The sequence below is a fragment of the Paenibacillus sp. 1_12 genome (assembly GCF_900114475.1).
Taxonomy (GTDB): domain Bacteria; phylum Bacillota; class Bacilli; order Paenibacillales; family NBRC-103111; genus Paenibacillus_S.
The window spans coordinates 245,797-263,053 of the sequence record NZ_FOTE01000010.1 but is presented as its reverse complement, the minus strand read 5'-3'; the positions used below and the strand labels follow the sequence as shown (position 1 = coordinate 263,053).

14 protein-coding genes and 1 pseudogene are annotated in these 17,257 nt (G+C 44.8%); 10 read left to right on the top strand and 5 right to left on the bottom strand.

Going from position 1 to position 17,257, the window contains the following annotated elements:
• On the bottom strand, positions 1-282 hold a 282-nt coding region (locus tag BM210_RS22175), incomplete at its 3' end, for a transposase (protein WP_177237941.1).
• Positions 283-638: 356 nt separating this feature from the next.
• On the opposite strand from BM210_RS22175, the pseudogene BM210_RS22170 reads away from it, so the two are divergent.
• From BM210_RS22170 to BM210_RS22150, 5 genes and pseudogenes are all read left to right on the top strand, one after another.
• Positions 639-2,726 (top strand): annotated as a pseudogene (locus BM210_RS22170) (thioredoxin domain-containing protein).
• A gap of 391 nt (positions 2,727-3,117) precedes the next feature.
• Positions 3,118-4,704, top strand: a complete 1,587-nt coding sequence (locus BM210_RS22165) for a methyl-accepting chemotaxis protein (RefSeq protein ID WP_091173556.1) — start codon at positions 3,118-3,120, stop codon at positions 4,702-4,704.
• A gap of 18 nt (positions 4,705-4,722) precedes the next feature.
• On the top strand, positions 4,723-5,151 hold the full coding sequence (locus BM210_RS22160) for a chemotaxis protein CheW (protein WP_091173554.1): 429 nt from the start codon (positions 4,723-4,725) through the stop codon (positions 5,149-5,151).
• Between the two features lie 15 nt (positions 5,152-5,166).
• Positions 5,167-7,179, top strand: coding sequence for a chemotaxis protein CheA (locus BM210_RS22155; RefSeq protein WP_091173552.1), 2,013 nt, complete (start codon positions 5,167-5,169; stop codon positions 7,177-7,179).
• Positions 7,180-7,257: 78 nt separating this feature from the next.
• Positions 7,258-7,629 (top strand): ArsR/SmtB family transcription factor, encoded by a 372-nt coding sequence (locus BM210_RS22150; RefSeq protein ID WP_091173549.1) that lies wholly within the window; start codon positions 7,258-7,260, stop codon positions 7,627-7,629.
• Between the two features lie 91 nt (positions 7,630-7,720).
• Here the strand turns inward: BM210_RS22150 and BM210_RS22145 are convergent, their stop codons facing one another.
• Positions 7,721-9,634 (bottom strand): glycosyl hydrolase family 18 protein, encoded by a 1,914-nt coding sequence (locus tag BM210_RS22145; protein WP_091173547.1) that lies wholly within the window; start codon positions 9,632-9,634, stop codon positions 7,721-7,723.
• A 217-nt stretch (positions 9,635-9,851) separates the two neighbouring features.
• Between BM210_RS22145 and BM210_RS22140 the strand changes: the two genes are divergently transcribed.
• The 4 genes from BM210_RS22140 to BM210_RS22125 all read left to right on the top strand — a co-directional run bounded on the left by BM210_RS22140 (position 9,852) and on the right by BM210_RS22125 (position 13,598).
• Positions 9,852-10,391, top strand: a complete 540-nt coding sequence (locus BM210_RS22140) for a DUF309 domain-containing protein (protein ID WP_091173545.1) — start codon at positions 9,852-9,854, stop codon at positions 10,389-10,391.
• Entirely contained in the window at positions 10,388-11,128 is a 741-nt protein-coding gene (locus tag BM210_RS22135) for a response regulator transcription factor (RefSeq protein WP_091173543.1), read from the top strand. The genes BM210_RS22140 and BM210_RS22135 overlap by 4 nt, the downstream gene beginning before the upstream one ends.
• Positions 11,121-12,566 (top strand): sensor histidine kinase, encoded by a 1,446-nt coding sequence (locus BM210_RS22130; protein WP_091173541.1) that lies wholly within the window; start codon positions 11,121-11,123, stop codon positions 12,564-12,566. Before BM210_RS22135 ends, BM210_RS22130 begins: the two co-directional genes overlap by 8 nt.
• Positions 12,567-12,974: 408 nt before the next feature.
• Complete coding sequence (locus tag BM210_RS22125) at positions 12,975-13,598, top strand: hypothetical protein (RefSeq protein ID WP_091173538.1); 624 nt, start codon at positions 12,975-12,977, stop codon at positions 13,596-13,598.
• Positions 13,599-13,652: 54 nt separating this feature from the next.
• On the opposite strand, the gene BM210_RS22120 is transcribed toward BM210_RS22125, so the two are convergent.
• Both BM210_RS22120 and BM210_RS22115 read right to left on the bottom strand, forming a co-directional pair.
• Positions 13,653-14,231: a beta-class carbonic anhydrase gene (locus BM210_RS22120; protein WP_091173535.1), complete on the bottom strand. Its 579-nt coding sequence runs from the start codon at positions 14,229-14,231 to the stop codon at positions 13,653-13,655.
• 64 nt (positions 14,232-14,295) lie between these two features.
• Positions 14,296-14,628, bottom strand: a complete 333-nt coding sequence (locus BM210_RS22115; protein ID WP_091173533.1) for an iron-sulfur cluster biosynthesis family protein — start codon at positions 14,626-14,628, stop codon at positions 14,296-14,298.
• A gap of 155 nt (positions 14,629-14,783) precedes the next feature.
• On the opposite strand from BM210_RS22115, the gene BM210_RS22110 reads away from it, so the two are divergent.
• On the top strand, positions 14,784-16,304 hold the full coding sequence (locus tag BM210_RS22110; RefSeq protein WP_091173530.1) for a carboxypeptidase M32: 1,521 nt from the start codon (positions 14,784-14,786) through the stop codon (positions 16,302-16,304).
• A gap of 100 nt (positions 16,305-16,404) precedes the next feature.
• Here the strand turns inward: BM210_RS22110 and BM210_RS22105 are convergent, their stop codons facing one another.
• Positions 16,405-17,229: an ABC transporter ATP-binding protein gene (locus BM210_RS22105; protein WP_091173529.1), complete on the bottom strand. Its 825-nt coding sequence runs from the start codon at positions 17,227-17,229 to the stop codon at positions 16,405-16,407.
• Positions 17,230-17,257: the final 28 nt, after the last annotated feature.

Below are 17,257 nucleotides of genomic sequence, written 5' to 3'. Positions count from 1 at the left end.
AAGGGGTTCAAATTCGCCTTGTCGGTCGCGCGGAATGATGATCTCTTGCTCTCCGTACTCACTGGTTACTCTCTTCTTACTCTTTCCATTACGGCTGTTTGATGTTGTTTTGTTCTCTACTTCATGCTTTTGGTAGCCTAAATGCGTATCCATTTCCGCTTCCAGCATCTCTTGAATCGTCTCGGCAAATAGATTCTTTAATGCGTTTTGGGCATCTTGAGCTGTTACCAACTTATTTTCCTTGATAAATTCGCGGAGCTGCTGCTTTGTCCATAATCCCATGTGTTCTCCCCAACCTTTCCTATACTTCCATTTTAATAGGTTTAGGAGTTTACACAAACTATTTTACAGACTCGTGAGGAACGATTTCGCAATGAAATTAAAGAAGCACTTCAAAGTAATCAATTCGTACCCCTAATAAGTGATTCGCATGTATGGCTTTGGTCTGAATATGATATCAGGTTGGCAATAAACAACGATGGTTTTACTCATGTATTGCTTACTAATTTGTAATTTTTTATTCTATAGGAAACCTTCAACCTTTAGCTATCATAGCTAGGTTTTTTCTTTTTGTTGCTGGGTATGCTAAGCTTAAATTATAAACCCAAAATAATCCAAACCCAAGGAGGTGATGCCCTATGACAACTAATTCCATACCCAATAGATTAATCGCTGAGAAATCCCCATATTTGCTCCAGCATGCTTACAATCCCGTGAAATGGTTCCCGTGGAGTGATGAAGCATTTGAAACAGCGAGAAGAGAAAATAAGCCTATTTTCTTATCTATTGGGTATAGCTAACGTTGGTTACCCACATGAACCTGTCATTGGTGCCACGTCATGGAGCACGAATCCTTCGAAGACGAGGAAGTCGCAGCTCTTTTAAACAAGGATTACATATCGATCAAAGTAGACCGTGAGGAGCGTCCTGATGTCGATCACCTGTACATGTCCGTCTGCCAGGCTTTAACCGGGCAAGGGGGATGGCCGCTGACGATCATGATGACACCGGAGAAGAAACCTTTCTTCGCGGGGACGTATTTCCCAAAAGGCCGTAAGTATGGCCGTAAAGGGTTGATGGATCTTTTGCCGCAGATAACGGCCAAGTGGAATGAAGACAGTGCCCAAATATCGGAGATGGGTGATCAGATTATTGCGGAGACGCAGAGCCGTCTGATAGCCAACCTGCAGGGGGAAATCTCGGACAAGACGTTGGAGCAGGCTTTTCAAATGTATGAAAAGCTGTTTGATCCGCAGTATGGCGGCTTTGGTGATGCGCCTAAGTTTCCGACCTCGCATAACTTGTCCTATCTGCTTCGTTACTATAAGAAGACTGGCAATGAGCAGGCGCTGGCTATGGTGGAGAAGACGCTGGACAGCATGTATCGCGGCGGGATGTATGATCATGTAGGATGGGGATTTTCACGGTATTCGACAGATGAACGGTGGTTGGTGCCGCATTTTGAGAAGATGCTTTACGACAATGCTCTACTGACGATGACCTATATTGAAGCCTATCAGGTAACTGGCAAACAACAGTATGCAGACGTAGCCGAGCAGATTATTGCTTATGTGCTGCGGGATATGACGGATAGCCAGGGTGCCTTTTATTGTGCAGAGGATGCAGATTCCGAAGGCGAAGAAGGCAAGTTCTATGTATGGAGACCTACGGAAATCAAGCAGCTGCTGGGTGAAGAAGAGGGCGAGCTCTACTGCAGTGTATATGATATCACCGACCGCGGGAACTTTGAAGGACACAGCATTCCGAATCTGATCGAATCCACCATCGAGGATGCAGCCCGATTAAAAGGTATACCACTTACTGAGCTGAGAGCAAGACTGGAAGTATCTCGTCAAACGTTATTCGAGCATCGGGAGAAGCGGATTCACCCACATAAGGATGATAAAATACTTACCTCGTGGAACGGGCTGATGATTATGGCCCTAGCCAAAGCAGCCAAGGCGCTTAACAAGCCAGAGTATGCGCAAGCAGCACGCCGTGCTTCGGATTTTATAGCCAACGAACTTCGCCGTGAGGATGGACGGATTCTTGCCCGTTACCGTGATGGAGAGGCCGCTTACCTTGGTTATGTGGACGATTATGCTTTCTACGTATGGGGACTGATCGAGCTGTACGAGGCGACATTCGATGTCGAACTGTTGAAGCTGGCTATGGAGCTGAATGCAGAAATGCTGCGGTTGTTTTGGGATGCGGATCAGGGCGGATTATTCTTTTATGGAAATGACGGAGAGCAGCTGTTTACACGTCCGAAGGAAATCTATGATGGTGCGATGCCATCGGGGAACTCGGCTGCTGCACTTAATATGGCCAAGCTGGCCAGATATACGTATGACGCAGGCTTATCGCAAAAAACGGACGAGCAGCTTCAGGCGTTCGCTGGTTCTGTTCAGAAGTATCCATCTGGTCATGCCTTGTTCCTGATTGCATTAGATTACGTTTTAAGCGCTCCTTCGGAGATTGTTCTTGCGGGTGACCCTGGTAAACCGGATTTGCAAGCGATGAAGGATAAGCTGCAGCGCAGATTTTTACCGTACGCGATTTTCATGCTGCATCCCAGTGGAGAGCAGGGGAACGCTGCAAGGAGTCTAATTCCGCTCTTGAAGGATAAAGTTGTGCTTGGCGGTAGGGCAACGGCCTACATTTGCGAAAATTTTGTCTGCCATGCTCCTGTTACTGATTTGGATGAGCTGGATGAAGTTGAATAGCTTGGAAAGATGGCGTGAGGATCATAGTGATTCTCACGTTTTTTGCTATGTCAGCTTGGAATCCATAAACAGAAAAACACACAAATTGATAGCAAAAAAAGCATTCAGAATTGGTTTTAATTTGGAAGCGACTATATATCATTAATTAAATGATTAAAATATGTTGAATTATGTTGAAAAAAGTCGAATATAGGTACAAAGAACCATTCTATACTGGCGGAATTTTTTGTAAACTCCATTTATGTAAAATTTTATTAACACAGTATTAATTTAAAAGCGGCGTCACTTATTTAACACGCATAACAACTGATAGAGGAGATGATATTGAAAAACGGTCAAACCCGAGCGTAAGCACAGCAGCACACAATTCTAACTAACAGAGGGTGATACTATGAAGTGGTTCAATAATTTGAAAACATCGGTAAAATTAATTTCTGGATTTGGTATGGTTGCAATGATCGTAGCCGTTGTAGGAATGTATGCAATATCTAACTTGAGTATGATGGACGGTAATATTAATGAAATGTACAACAATAATTTGACATCTATACAAAGGCTGTCATCTGGACTCAACAGCTATCAAAATATACGTGTAGCCACTCGCGATATCAGCTTGAGTAACAATTCTGCAGGCGAGCTTAAATTACAGGGTGATATTGAAGGCTACATCAAGGAGCTACAGGACGAGGTTGATATCTACCGCAATACAACGATTACCCTGATTGAAAAAGATCAGCTAAAAAGCTATGATACTGCTTTTGCTGCCTATACGAAAGTTCTGGCTTCCGCAATGAAATTGGGAGAAAAGGAGGATAAGACCGAATATAACAAGTTTCTCAACAGTGAATTAATTCCTGTTGGCACGAAGGTCAGGGAAAGCTTAACGAAGCTGATCGATACCAACGTGAAACTGGCAGAAGGGAAAAATACTGAATCAGCCGAAGCCTATAAGTCAGCACGCATGACAACCATTATTATTGTTGGAATTGCTTTTATCCTCAGTATTGTAATGGGTTATGGTATCGCACAATCGATTGCTCGTCCGCTGCATCGGATCGTAGATTTGGTGACCAAGGTGGCTAACGGGGATTTGCGGGAGAAAGCGGATATTGATACGAAGGACGAAGTCGGCCAGTTGGCTGCTTCTATTAATCAAATGATTAGCAACCTGCAACATCTCATTAACGGCATTATCCAATCCTCGCAAAGTGTGGCAGCCGCATCTGAAGAAATCTCAGCGAGTACAGAGGAGATTGCCAGCAGCAGCATCACTCAAGCACAGTCGGCGCAATCCATAACAGAGCTGTTCAAGGAATTAAGTGTAGCTATCAATTCCGTCGCTGAAAGCGCTGAACAAGCCGCAGAATTATCCAATGTAACGGTAAGGACCGCTAGTGAAGGTGATAAAGTGATACAAGCATCTATAGCGGGTATGCAAGCTGTAAACCAGACGATGACGCGGTTAGAAGAGGATTCCTTGAAAATTGGCGACATTATTGAGGTTATTGATGATATTGCGGATCAAACCAATTTGTTGGCGTTGAATGCTGCCATTGAAGCGGCGCGAGCAGGGGATCAGGGCAGAGGTTTTGCCGTAGTAGCCGATGAGGTTCGTAAACTCGCAGAAAGAAGTAGTGAAGCAACGAAGCAAATATCCTCCATCATAAAAGTGATGCAAGCGAATACGAAGCTAAGTGTAAATGCAGTTCTGGACAGCGTGGCCCAATCGTCTCAAACCGGTGAAGCTTTTCAAAATATTATTCACATGGTCAATGATTCTTCTCAAAAGGTGAACGAGATAGCTGCGGCCTGCGAGGAGGAATCGGCTCAGGCATCCGAGGTTATGCAATCGGTTGAGTCCATATCCGCTTCCAGTCAGGAATCGGCGGCATCCTCGGAAGAAACGGCGGCAACATGTCAATCGCTTGCACAGCTTGCTGATGAGCTGAATACCTCCGTCTCTATTTTCAAAATTTAAGCATGTGGATGTGATTCTATGGCAACATTACAGCAGGACCAATACATTGAGATGACTGTCGGCGTTGAAGCCTATGCCGTCAGAATTGAAGAAATTCATGAGATTATTAAGCTGCAAACCATAACTGAAATTCCGCATTGTAAACCGTACGTGAAGGGCGTCATTAATTTAAGAGGCAAGGTAGTTCCTGTCGTCAGCTTCAGAAATTTATTCGGCTTGCCTGAGCAGGAAGCTACCAAAACAACACGTATTGTAGTTGTCAAGCATCGGGAAGAATCAGTCGGAATTATTGTAGATCAAGTTAATAAAGTGACTACATTCCCCGATATCCAGCCGCCACCTGAGCATGTAGGGAGTGTGAGTGGAGCTTATTTCTTAGGGATCGGGCTTCGTGATAACAGACTGATTGGAATTTTAAAACTGGATGAAGTGCTGCTGCGCGACTAGGGGAGGCTGTTATTTATGAACGATTTGTCAGCCTATCGGGATGCCTTTATTGAAGAATTGGTGGATCAGCTTGAACGAATGGAGCAAGACCTGCTTTCAATGGAAAATGAAGTATTAGAAGAAACCGTTCAATCCATCTTCCGCGCCGCACACACGATTAAGGGCTCCTCAGCTGCAATGGGTTTTGATGAAATGAAGTCAGTTACCCATGAAGTCGAGCATTTATTGGATATGATCAGGGGAAAGAAGCTAGAGGTCGACTCCTCGCTCATTAATTTGCTGTTTAACGCGTTGGATGTATTGAAAGTATTGCGGGATGAGTATATGCGAGGGCAATCTTATTCGGATATATCAAAATTACTGTATGATCTGCAAAATTTCACGAAGGTCGCAGATACGCAAATACCAGTCAAAAGCTTGCCTGAGCTTACTCTGGAGCAATCGCTGCAGCTTGATGAAGCTGTTGAATTGGGGCTGCAGCTGTTGAAAATTCGGATACACTTAAGTGACGATTGTCCGATGATGGCTGCGCGGCTTCAATTGATTGCCCAAGAAATCACTGCTAGATATGGTACTATAATTTGCTCGGAGCCGTCTGTTTTATTTGATCCTAATAATGAAGACAGCGATTATTCGCAAGCCATCTTTCTAGTGAGTACTTCATTAGACATGAAGGACGTGCAAGAGCAGGCATCAACACTTACGGATGTTAGATTGGCTAAGGTAGATTTGTACAAACCGTTAAACAAGGCTGTGAATGCAGTATCTGTGCCCAAAGACAAAGAACCAGCTCAAGAAGATAAGAGCAAACAGGGACCGCAAACGATACGTGTCAGTGTGGAGCGTTTGGAGCATCTGATGAACCTTGTGGGAGAGCTATTAATTGATCAGACCTCACTCAACGAATTGAAACATTCGGTGTCAAGCCGGTTCGCGAATGAGGATTTTGTGGAAAGACTTAGTGATATAAGCGATCATATGTCTAGCATTGTGGAAGAGCTGCAGGAAAGCGTTATGAAAGCACGGATGCTGCCGATCGAGCATTTATTCAATCGTTTTCCAAGGATGGTTAGAGACCTGTCCCAGAAGCTTGGCAAGGATATTGAGCTGTTATTGGAAGGAATGGAAACTGAGCTCGATCGTACGTTGATCGAAGAAATTGGGGACCCCTTGATTCATTTAATACGCAACGCGGTTGATCACGGTATAGAAACGGCTGATGTGCGTGCAAGCAAGGGGAAAAGAATGAAAGGGCGCGTCCGCTTAAATTCGTTTCATGAGGATAATCAAGTTGTTATAACCGTAGAAGATGACGGTGCGGGAATCCTGCCCGACAAGATGATAGCCTCTGCCCTGCGTAAAGGAATTATTACCGATGAGGAAGCGGGACGACTTTCGGATCTTCATGCGATAAATTTAATCTTTCGCCCTGGATTTTCGACTGCAGCGTCGGTTAGTGAGGTATCCGGTCGCGGAGTTGGGATGGATATCGTTCGTAATCAAATTGAGCGGCTGAACGGATTGATTGATATTGAGTCGAAACCGGATCAGGGTACTATGTTTACCGTGCGAATCCCTCTGACATTAGCCATTATTACCGGACTTATGGTAAAGGTTAGCGGACGCGATTATGTCATTCCCATGAATAACGTTATTGAAATTGTCCGCATCCCTATTGAGGATATCCAAACCGTTCATGGAGAAAATGTAATTGTCATTCGGGATAAAGTGATTCCTCTCATTTGGCTGCATGATGCTATGCAGCTTGAAAGAGGGAATATGAAGAATAAATTTATTCCTATTGTCGTGGTAGGTTCAGCGGAGAAGAAACTAGCTGTGGCTGTCGATGAATTGTTAGGTAATCAAGAGATCGTTATCAAGACACTAGGTACTTTTTTAGGTAAAATTCCATTTATTACGGGTGCGACCATACTTGGTAATGGACGGGTAGCTCTCATTCTGGAAATAGCTTATTTGATACAAATGATAAACAAGCATAAGGTCGGACATTTGGTTCATACCCTATAACAAATAAGAATGATTCCGTTCCCTTGATTATTTTGCTATAATGATGGGATAGTTGTCTGGATTGGAAGGTGTGATCAAATGGAACCGTCTCTTGGTACCGTCGAGGATTGTGAATCATCGTGCTTTGGTTCAGAAGCAGACCTCAATCAAGTCAGAGAAAAGATGATTGATGAGGATTCCGCTGTTCAGCTCGCTGATTGGTTTAAAGCATTCAGTGATCCGACCCGCGTTAAATTAATTGGTGCATTGCTTCAAAAGGAACTGTGTGTTCACGATTTATCCGTGCTGCTCGAAATGGGACAATCCGCTGTATCCCATCAGCTGCGTTATCTGCGCAACATGAGAATCGTGAAACGTCGTAAAGCCGGAAAAACCGTCTTTTATTCACTGGATGATTCTCATATCGAAGAAATTTTTGTGCAGACTCTGCAGCATACGAAGCATGGTTAATTTGAACTTGGCTGCCTCATTAATTTGAGTAATTCTCTTCATGGCAAAGCCCGCAAGCCATCGGTCACTACCGTTGCTTGCGGGCTTTGTCTTATTTTTCCTGAATCATCATTTTCCACAGATCGGCCGAATCATACCCAAGTCTCCAGGCTGCGACACCGCCAATATCGTATTTTTTGGCAATCTCCAGACGAGCCTTAACTGTAGCCTCATCCTCCAGCCAGAATACCCTTTTGTTTCCATCTTGCTCGTATTCGACCCGGTATTGGTTGAATTTCTCATCCCAGGTTTGAGTTGCTTTTTTACTTTTGATCAATGCAGGCAGATCCTTCATTAGCAGCGCGCGATTATCGACCAGCTGACCGTTTTCATCGATCTGCCATTCACGCACGTAAAAAGGAATTCCCATAATCAGCTTGTCTCTTGGAATACCATAAGACAGGAACTCTCGAACGCCTTCATCAACCCACTGAAGCCCAGCTACCGAGCCAGCCTCCGGTCCTGTTCTCCAATGCTGATCATAGGTCATCGTGATGATGTAATCGACGGTTTCTCCCAGCTTTTCATGATCATAAGCCGTCGATGCATTCCACTTCACACTTCCACGAGGCAAATCGATCGAAATTTTAAGATTTTCGTCATGAGCGGCAGCCGTTAAATTTTTGACAAAGGCTGTAAATGCTGCGCGATCTTTACCGGCAACACTTTCAAAATCGATGTTTAAGCCCTCGACCCCTAATTGCTTGCCTTTACTAACCAAGGCTTGGATAAACTTTTTTTGTGCCCCGGCATCAGCCAAAAATTTGGTCGTTAACGCGGCGTCAAACTGATTATTGATTAAAGGATACACACGAACATTTTGAGCTTTCAGCCAAGCGACAGTGTCCTTATTGGAGGTATCCGTCAAGGTGCCTGACGCATCAGCAAGAGTGAAATACGTGGGAGATACCACATCCAGTCCCACCGTATTGTTCACATGTCCGCGAATCGTATCATTGTTGGAGCTTCCGTTCCAGCCCCAGAACTGCAGCATGCGGAAGTTGTCCCAAACCTTGAAGCTATCATCCAGCAATCGGATGGAAGCATTGCTGTAGCTAAGCGCGTAATTGACAGCATCCGGTAAAATCGATGAGTCCGATATCCAGTTGTCATTTTGAAAAATCTGATAGTACGGATAATTAGTCCATATGCTTTTTGGTAGTGCATCTTGAAAAATACGGGTATGATCAAAAGACCTTGCGTAGGCAATCGCATCATCAAGACTAAGAAAGGAATTCAGCAGTGATGCATATTGATAAACCTTATAATTTTTTTCATTGGATAAAATGGTTTGGTTATTCTTATCCGTTCTGACAACGCTGGAATTTCCCCACTGGGCAGCCTCTCGTACGGCATCCTCCAAATAGGCGAAGGTCCAGCTGTCCTGCGTCGATTTGCCTTGATATACCTGATACACCTTAGGGCCAGCGCGAAGCTCATTCTTGCTGGATTCCGGAATGTTATCCCAGATCCATTGGTGATCACGAAGATCGATGATATGTACATTACTCCATTTACCGGCCTCGGCTTTGGCTTGGGCCAAACTAGTAAATTCCCATGAGTCTAGCGTGATATCACCTTGATATAAGCGGTACTGTGGATAGTTATTCCAGACCCAACCATCTGAACGAAGATCGCGAATACTGGCGTGTCCCCAATTCGATGCTTCACGAACCGCTTGATCCAGAGTGGCAAATTCCCAGGAGGTGCTGCTTACCCCATTTTGATATATCTTATATCGGGGATAATTGTTCCACAGCCATTTTCGTGAGCTGATTTCCTCGACATGAGTACTTGTAAATTGCTTGGCGTAATTCTCGGCAGTGCTATAATCGGAGGTCTCTACTAAAATACGGTCATCCTGATAAACCCGATATTTGGACGTTTTATCTGCGGCAAGAGCCGAACCGGATGAAGTGAGGAGCAGCGCCAATATGGATATGACCAGAACGGTGTTGCGCTTCAAAATGCATCAGCCTCTTTCTACTAGTTACTAATCTATTAAACGCAATATAGCACCTAGAAGTTGCGAGGAAAATAATAGAAAGGCAAATAATTCCGGATTAAGAGCCATTCTGGCACGTAAAATAGAATCAATAGTTTCCGTTTTCGGGGCTTCTTGATACAATAAGAATATCTATAGCTATGGCTATGACGGATGTATGGAAAAGGCGGTTGTCGGTATGCTGAAATATCCACAGGCTTATATTAATTATTTGATACACTTTCATTCGGAAAGAGATTATTTTGAATGTCATGAGGTTTTGGAAGAGTACTGGAAGGAACATCCCGGTGATGTATTGGGTTCGACCTATGTGGGACTCATACAAGTTGCCGTTTCCTTATACCACTGGCGCAGGCATAATCATGCGGGAGCTGTGAAAATGCTGCGCAGTGCGCTCAAGATGCTGAGAGATACAGATATGACTCAGTTGGGAATCGATCCAGAGGCTTTTCGCGCAAGACTGACACAGCGGTTGGAGGTACTGGAGACACTCGAAAATGGTCAATACGAGGACTTGGACATCCCGCTTGCAGACTCGCAGCTGGAGGCACTCTGCTTGCAGCATTGCAGCAGGAATGAATTGACATGGCTTAGCCCCAGTGATCTTAGCAACACTCAACTTATCCATAAGCATACACTGCGGGATCGTTCATCCGTTATTTTAGAGCGAGAGCGCAGCATGCAGCTGAAACTGTTAACAAAGAGGGACAAAGGATGAGCAAAGAATTTAAGCATGGGAAAATTATGATCGTCGATGACGAACCCAACATTGTTGAAGTAATCCGGTTATATCTGGAGCATGCAGGTTACGAGCCGATCATCGCCTATCGGGGTGGAGAGGTGCTGCAAACGGTGAGACATCAGCAGCCTGATCTGGTGCTTCTGGATGTCATGCTGCCGGATCATTCCGGCTTCGAGCTGTGCAGCCGCATTCGCAATGAAACGGGAGCTTTGGCGCATACCCCGATCATTTTTCTCACGGCTAAGGGCGAGTCGATTGATAAGCTGAGAGCCTTTAATCTGGGTATCGATGATTATATTGTGAAACCGTTTGATCCTAACGAGCTGATAGCCCGAATCAAAGCCGTACTGCGCCGGACACAGCAGCAAAATACGGCAACGAACGCGCTCGCCGAGCCGGATCGTGATAAATTACTGCGTATGGGAAAGCTGGTGATTGATCCAGGTCAATATAAGGTCACATTGGAGGGTAAACGGGTCGATTTGACCCCTAAGGAGATCGAATTGCTTTATTTTCTGGCTTCGAATCCAGGAAGGGTATACTCACGCGAGGATTTACTTGGGTATGTGTGGAACTTTGATTTTAGCGGTGGCACACGTACGGTAGATGCTCATGTCAAAAATTTGCGTAAAAAGCTTGGCGCCAGCTCAGACTGGGCGATTCAAACCCTCTGGGGGATTGGCTATTCATTCGAGGTTATGCAGCATGCGTAAACCATGGTTCAGCAGCTTTTATATCAAGATTTTCTTAACCTTTCTGGTCACCTGTATTTTATTTTTTGTGGGACTGGCCTTGTTCTGGAATTACTACTTTACGGATTTATTTTATAAGGATAAAAAAGAAATGCTCTCGTCCCGCTTCGGTGAAGTCGCCAAGCTGCTGCCTTCTATTCAAGAAGGAACGATTTCAACACGAGAAATGCGCTTTGGTGTACGGATTATCGCCCGCAGCATAAACGGTCAAATATGGCTTGTTGATAGCTCAGGGATGATCCTCAACGGCTCATCAGAGCGTGAAGGTACGTTGATTCCCAAGGTTGTGGACACGATGTTTATCGATGGCCTGAAGGGGCAGTCAGGCTTTGTTGCGGGGGAATACAAGCTGGATGTTCGGGAGCGAAGTGGGACGTTGACCTACTATGCTCCCTCGCAGCTGAATGGAAAGCCCATCGTTATTTTCTTGAACGTGCCTGCCATTGAGGTCAGTGAAGCGCTGGCTGCGGTTCGTTGGAACATTGTGGTCCCTTTATTATTTTCGCTATTGACGGTAGGTCTGATCTTGTATATGCTCTCCCGCAAGCTGGCAGGCCCTTTGCAGCAGATGAACCGGGCGGCACTGGAGCTGGCAGGTGGAGATTTTACGGTTAGGGTGCCAGTAACCTCCAAGGACGAGGTCGGGGAGCTGGCCAGCAGCTTTAATTTTATGGTCGATCAGCTGGTGAATTGGGAGGATGCAAGACAGGAGTTTTTGGCTAATGTATCTCATGAGCTGCGTTCACCTTTAACTTCACTGCGAGGGCTTATCATCGCGATGAACGACAAAATTATTCCCGAGGAAAAATACGGTCACTATTTAAAAATATGCGATTACGAGGTACAGCGCCTGCAGCGTCTTGTTAATGATTTGCTGGATCTGGCAAGAATTCAGAATGGCATGGATGTCTTTCTCACTTATCCCATGGATATCGTTGGTAAAACCCGAGAAGTGCTGGATCTGATCAAGCCCACCCTTGCTGATAAAAAAATTTCCCTGCTCGAGCAGCTTCCAGATGAGACGTATCATCCGATCGTGTCCGATTTGGATGATGATCGTTTTGCACAAATATTGCAAAATCTGCTGCATAATGCAATTCAATTCACTCCATCCGGGGGCACGATCACAGTCTGCGTATGTGAAGAAGAGGGTCACGGCACGATTTATATACTTGATACGGGTATAGGCATATCGGGCGATGAGCTGCAGCGGATTTGGGAGCGTTTTTATAAAGCCGAGCATTCGCGGATATCCCGTTCGGAGGGAACAGGGCTTGGGCTTACCATCGTCAAGCATCTGGTTAACGGGATGAAGGGTACGATTGAGGTGGCAAGTGAGGTAGGCGTAGGAACCGAGTTTAAACTGTCATTTCCATTAAGCGAGCATGATGGCAATTAGTCATCATGCTCGCTTCTCTTCGGTTTCAACGTTGTACAGCTCTGTTCCCCTAATATTTCCACGAAAAGAAGTAACGGCTTGCCACAAAATGAATATTTCCCCGAATTTATCAATCTATGAACTCTCGATCCATATTATTCATATTTGTTCAGTTTCATAGATTCCACTGCATTCCGATTCCCATACAGCCCATGATGTAGATCCCTGCTAAGTAGTTTTCATAATTAGCTTCTTTAAAAATTTCCAAAACCAATAGTGTTTCTTCGTACACACAGCAATAAGATTTTACATAATATTCACAAATCTCTCATAGTTTCATCGAAATTGCGCTATATGCTGTTGATAACAGATCAAAGCTGCGTAACTTGTTACAAGTGGATTTTCTAAGAAAATTTAAGGAGGGATCTAATGGGGTATCGGTGGATGCGATGGATTGGCATCAGCCTGATTATGTTGTTAAACGGGTGCATCAATCCAGCACCGGTCAGCCTCACCATCCCAGAAGCCGTCATTCAAAGGGACGAGATCCAGAATACATTTGAACGGCAAATGGTTATTTTATTTCAAAGCTTAATTCAAATGGATCGACGTGAAAATTTAGGATTAAGCATCAAGCAAGCTAAAGAACTGCTTCCGATGGTCGTACGCAATAGTCAAGTCGGTGAGCTGGAACTAGCGGATCAACAACTCATTATCGGGCAGCTCACAGCCGGACAGAAGGAATTTGTCAACGAATTTCAGGAACGTCTTCGTATCAAGGAGCAAAACATGAGGGAATTCAAGAAAAAAGATCCTTCGAGTATCGAGGAACGTGAGGCCATGATTCATGAGTTCGAAGCACGACGACAGCTAGAACGAGATGCTGAATTTGGGAGAAAGTCACCAGCTCAAGCAGCAGAGGAGGGTACCCACGGTAACCCGCCACACCCGCCGCCTGCATCAGGAGGGTTCGGTAACGGTAAAAATGTAGAGCAGCAGCTCATTGATCTCCTGCAAGCGAAGATCAGGAAGGAACCAACACCGGAACGTTAAAAAGACTGTCAGGCCAATCACGCCGACAGTCTTTTAGCATGTAATGATTGTTGTTCAGGGAGTCGTTTCCCATTCATATCCGTTATCAACCACATCCAGCTTTCCGGTTTCTGGATCGATGATTAACCCGTGAACCGGCAGATTTTTGGGCAGTAAAGGATGGTTGCGAATCAGCTTTACGCTGCTGAGCACGCTGTCTTGAACATCATCAAAACCTCTCAGGAATCTTGCCAGATCGATACCTGCATGATGTAGAGTTTCGATCATTTCCTGGGTGACTCCGCGCTCCTTGGCTTTCTCCAGAACCTCGGGTGCGTTAAGACCGATCATACCGCATTGATGATGGCCCACAACAAAGATTTCCTTAGCTTGGAGCTCATAAACAGCAACAATAATACTTCGCATTATACTTCCAAATGGATGAGTAACGACGGCACCGGCATTTTTAATAATCTTGGCATCACCGTTTCGCAGATTCATAGCCCGCGGCAGCAGCTCCGTCAATCGTGTATCCATACAAGTAACAATAACCATCTTTTTATCGGGAAATCTGGTTGTAAGATATTGTTCGTAATCTTTATTTTTAACAAAATCTTGATTATGGTTAATAATGGTCGACATTAGTGAATCCATGGTACCCCTCCAATTGATTGTGTGCAGACTAACCTTGTAAGGTCTATCGTATATCCGTAATCTTTTAGTTTTTTTCTCTTTTATCCGTCAACTGCATGAGGCTGTTGTAAATTTGTCCCTTGCTTTTCAGGACGTAGCTCCTGTTTGCACTGCGATAGTCTAGTGTCATGTAGTCTTCGAAGTATACTTCTTGTTTCTTTTCATACCATAATTCAAAAGGTGAGCCGTCTGCTCGCAAATCATGCTCTTCGGGTTTGTCTACGATCCACAAAGAAGGCACTCCATTGGCTGAGCAGCCACATCCTTCTGAATCAAATACGAGTTTGAGCTCGCCTGAACCAGGAGGGAGCTTTTGTTTAATTTGTTGGACAGCTTCATCCGTAAATGTAATATGCATAGGGTTTCCTCCATCGTGTTTTGTGAAGCTTAACTGATTTCGTAAGATGGGACATCAATTGTACATCCATATATTTTACCACAATCGCAATGGGTTTGCTTCTCTTTTACTTAAGAAGTATGATCAATATAAACTTGAATAAAGGGGGAAGATCTATGACAACCAAACCATTTGAACACAATTTAAACGATTTCAAGCAGTATCTCCAAAAAATGAAAAGCTATGAGGAAGCAATAGGACTGATTTACTGGGATATGCGCACGGGCGCTCCCAAGAAAGGGATAGCAACCCGCTCCGAAGTCGTCGGCGTGCTGTCCGGAGAGCATTTCAAAATGTCGGTGGCTAGCGAGATGGGAGAATGGCTTGATTACTTTTCAGAACCAGAGCAGGATGCCAGACTGAGCCACGTCGAACGCAAGATTGTTGCAGAATGCAAAAAGGATTATGACCGAAGCAAACGAATTCCTCCGCAAAAATATCAGGATTATGTAGTATTGACCTCTCAGTCTGAATCCGTATGGGAAGAGGCCAAGCATGCTTCTGATTATGCGATGTTTCAGCCATATCTGGAGAAGATCGTCGCAACGAATCTGGAATTTATCGAATTATGGGGTTATCAGGGTCACAAATATAACACTTTGCTTGATATGTACGAGCCTGGAATGACTGTAACGAAGCTGGATCAGGTATTTGGCGCATTACGTCAGAAGGTAGTGCCTTTGCTCAGTGCCATTCAAGCCTCCAAGCATAAGCCCGAAACTGGATTTTTGAAGCAGATCTTTGATAAAGAGCAGCAGAAAAAATTCAGCTTGTTTATTTTGGGACAGATGGGCTATGACTTTGATGCGGGGAGACTCGATGAAACAGTGCATCCTTTTGCAACGGGTTTAAATCCGGGCGATGTGCGGATCACAACACGATATTTGCTGGATGATGTGAACAGTGCTTTATTCGGAACGATTCATGAAGGCGGCCATGCCTTGTATGAGCAAAATATTTCATCAGATCTAATCGGCACACCGCTATGCAGTGGCACTTCGATGGGGATTCATGAATCGCAGTCGCGCTTTTGGGAAAATATGATCGGACGCAGCCGCTCATTCTGGAATCGATATTATCAGGATGTGCAGAAGCATTATCCGGGGCAATTTGACTCTGTGGGAGTCGAGGATTTCTATCGGGCTACCAATGAGGTTAAGCCTTCATTGATTCGTATTGAGGCAGATGAGCTGACTTATAATTTACATATTATGGTCCGTTATGAAATTGAGAAAGAGCTATTTAGCGAGTCGGTTCGGGTAGCTGATTTGCCAGAAGTATGGAACGAGAAATATCGGGATTATTTGGGTGTAGCGCCAACTCATCATGGAGAAGGGGTACTGCAGGATGTTCATTGGTCAGGCGGAGCCTTTGGTTATTTTCCATCTTATGCGCTGGGAAATATGTATGCCGCACAAATGATGCGGACGATCCGCAAGGAGCTGCCGGATTTCGATGGCTTATTGGAGGCAGGGAACCTGATTCCGATCAAAGATTGGCTGGCTTTAAAAGTATATCGTCATGGCAAGCTGCTCACGCCGACCGAAATTATTACTGAAGTTACAGGAGAAGAACTGAACCCTGATTATTTGGTCGACTATTTCCAGCAAAAGTACGGAGACATTTACAAGCTGTGAGAAACGGTTTAGTTAAGCAAGATCAAATAAAGAAAAGCCGGTCAAAAGGACATATACTCCTTTTGATCGGCTTTTGTTATTGGTTTCGGTTCATTATCGTTCAATTAACTCCCACAGGCGCTAACTGTTGATGAATCGGTTTAACGCCTTTACCGTAAGGGACAACTAATGGAGTCTGGAACAAAGGGTCTTGAATAATTTGGCAGGGCAGATCGAATACATCCAGCATCAGCTTCTCGTTAATCACTTGATCTGCGTGTCCTTCTGCATACACCTTGTTATCCTTGATCGCTACCACATGATGAGCGTAACGGCAGGCAAGGTTAATATCATGCAGGACCATCACGATGGTTCTTTGTTCCTTTTGGTTCAAATCGTAGAGAAGGTCCAATACTTCAATCTGATGAGCCAAATCCAGGTAAGTTGTAGGCTCATCCAACAAAATGGTTGGTGTCCCTTGAGCCAATGTCATGGCAATCCAGGCACGCTGGCGCTGTCCACCGGATAGCGAATCGACGGTACGCTCGGACAATGTATCCATATGGGTTAATTCCAAAGCGCGGCGGACTTCTTTTTCATCCTCAACTGACCATTGCTGCAGCCAGTTTTGATACGGATACCTGCCTTGCTTCACGAGCTGAAGGACAGTTAATCCTTCCGGAGCGGAAGGTCCCTGCGGCAAAATGGACATGCGACGGGCTACCTCCTTGGTTGAAAGTGTAGCAATGTCACTGCCTGCCAGTACGATCTGCCCGCTTTTAGGCTTGAGCAGCCTTGCAAGCGACCGGAGCAGCGTAGACTTGCCGCAGCCGTTACTTCCGATAAACACGGTGATTTTTCCTTTTGGAATGGCTATGTCGAGATCTTTGAAAATGCATGTGTCCCCGTAAAATAGACTCAAATCCTTGGATTGAATAGCCGTCATGTTCAGATCTCCTTATATTAAAGCCGTA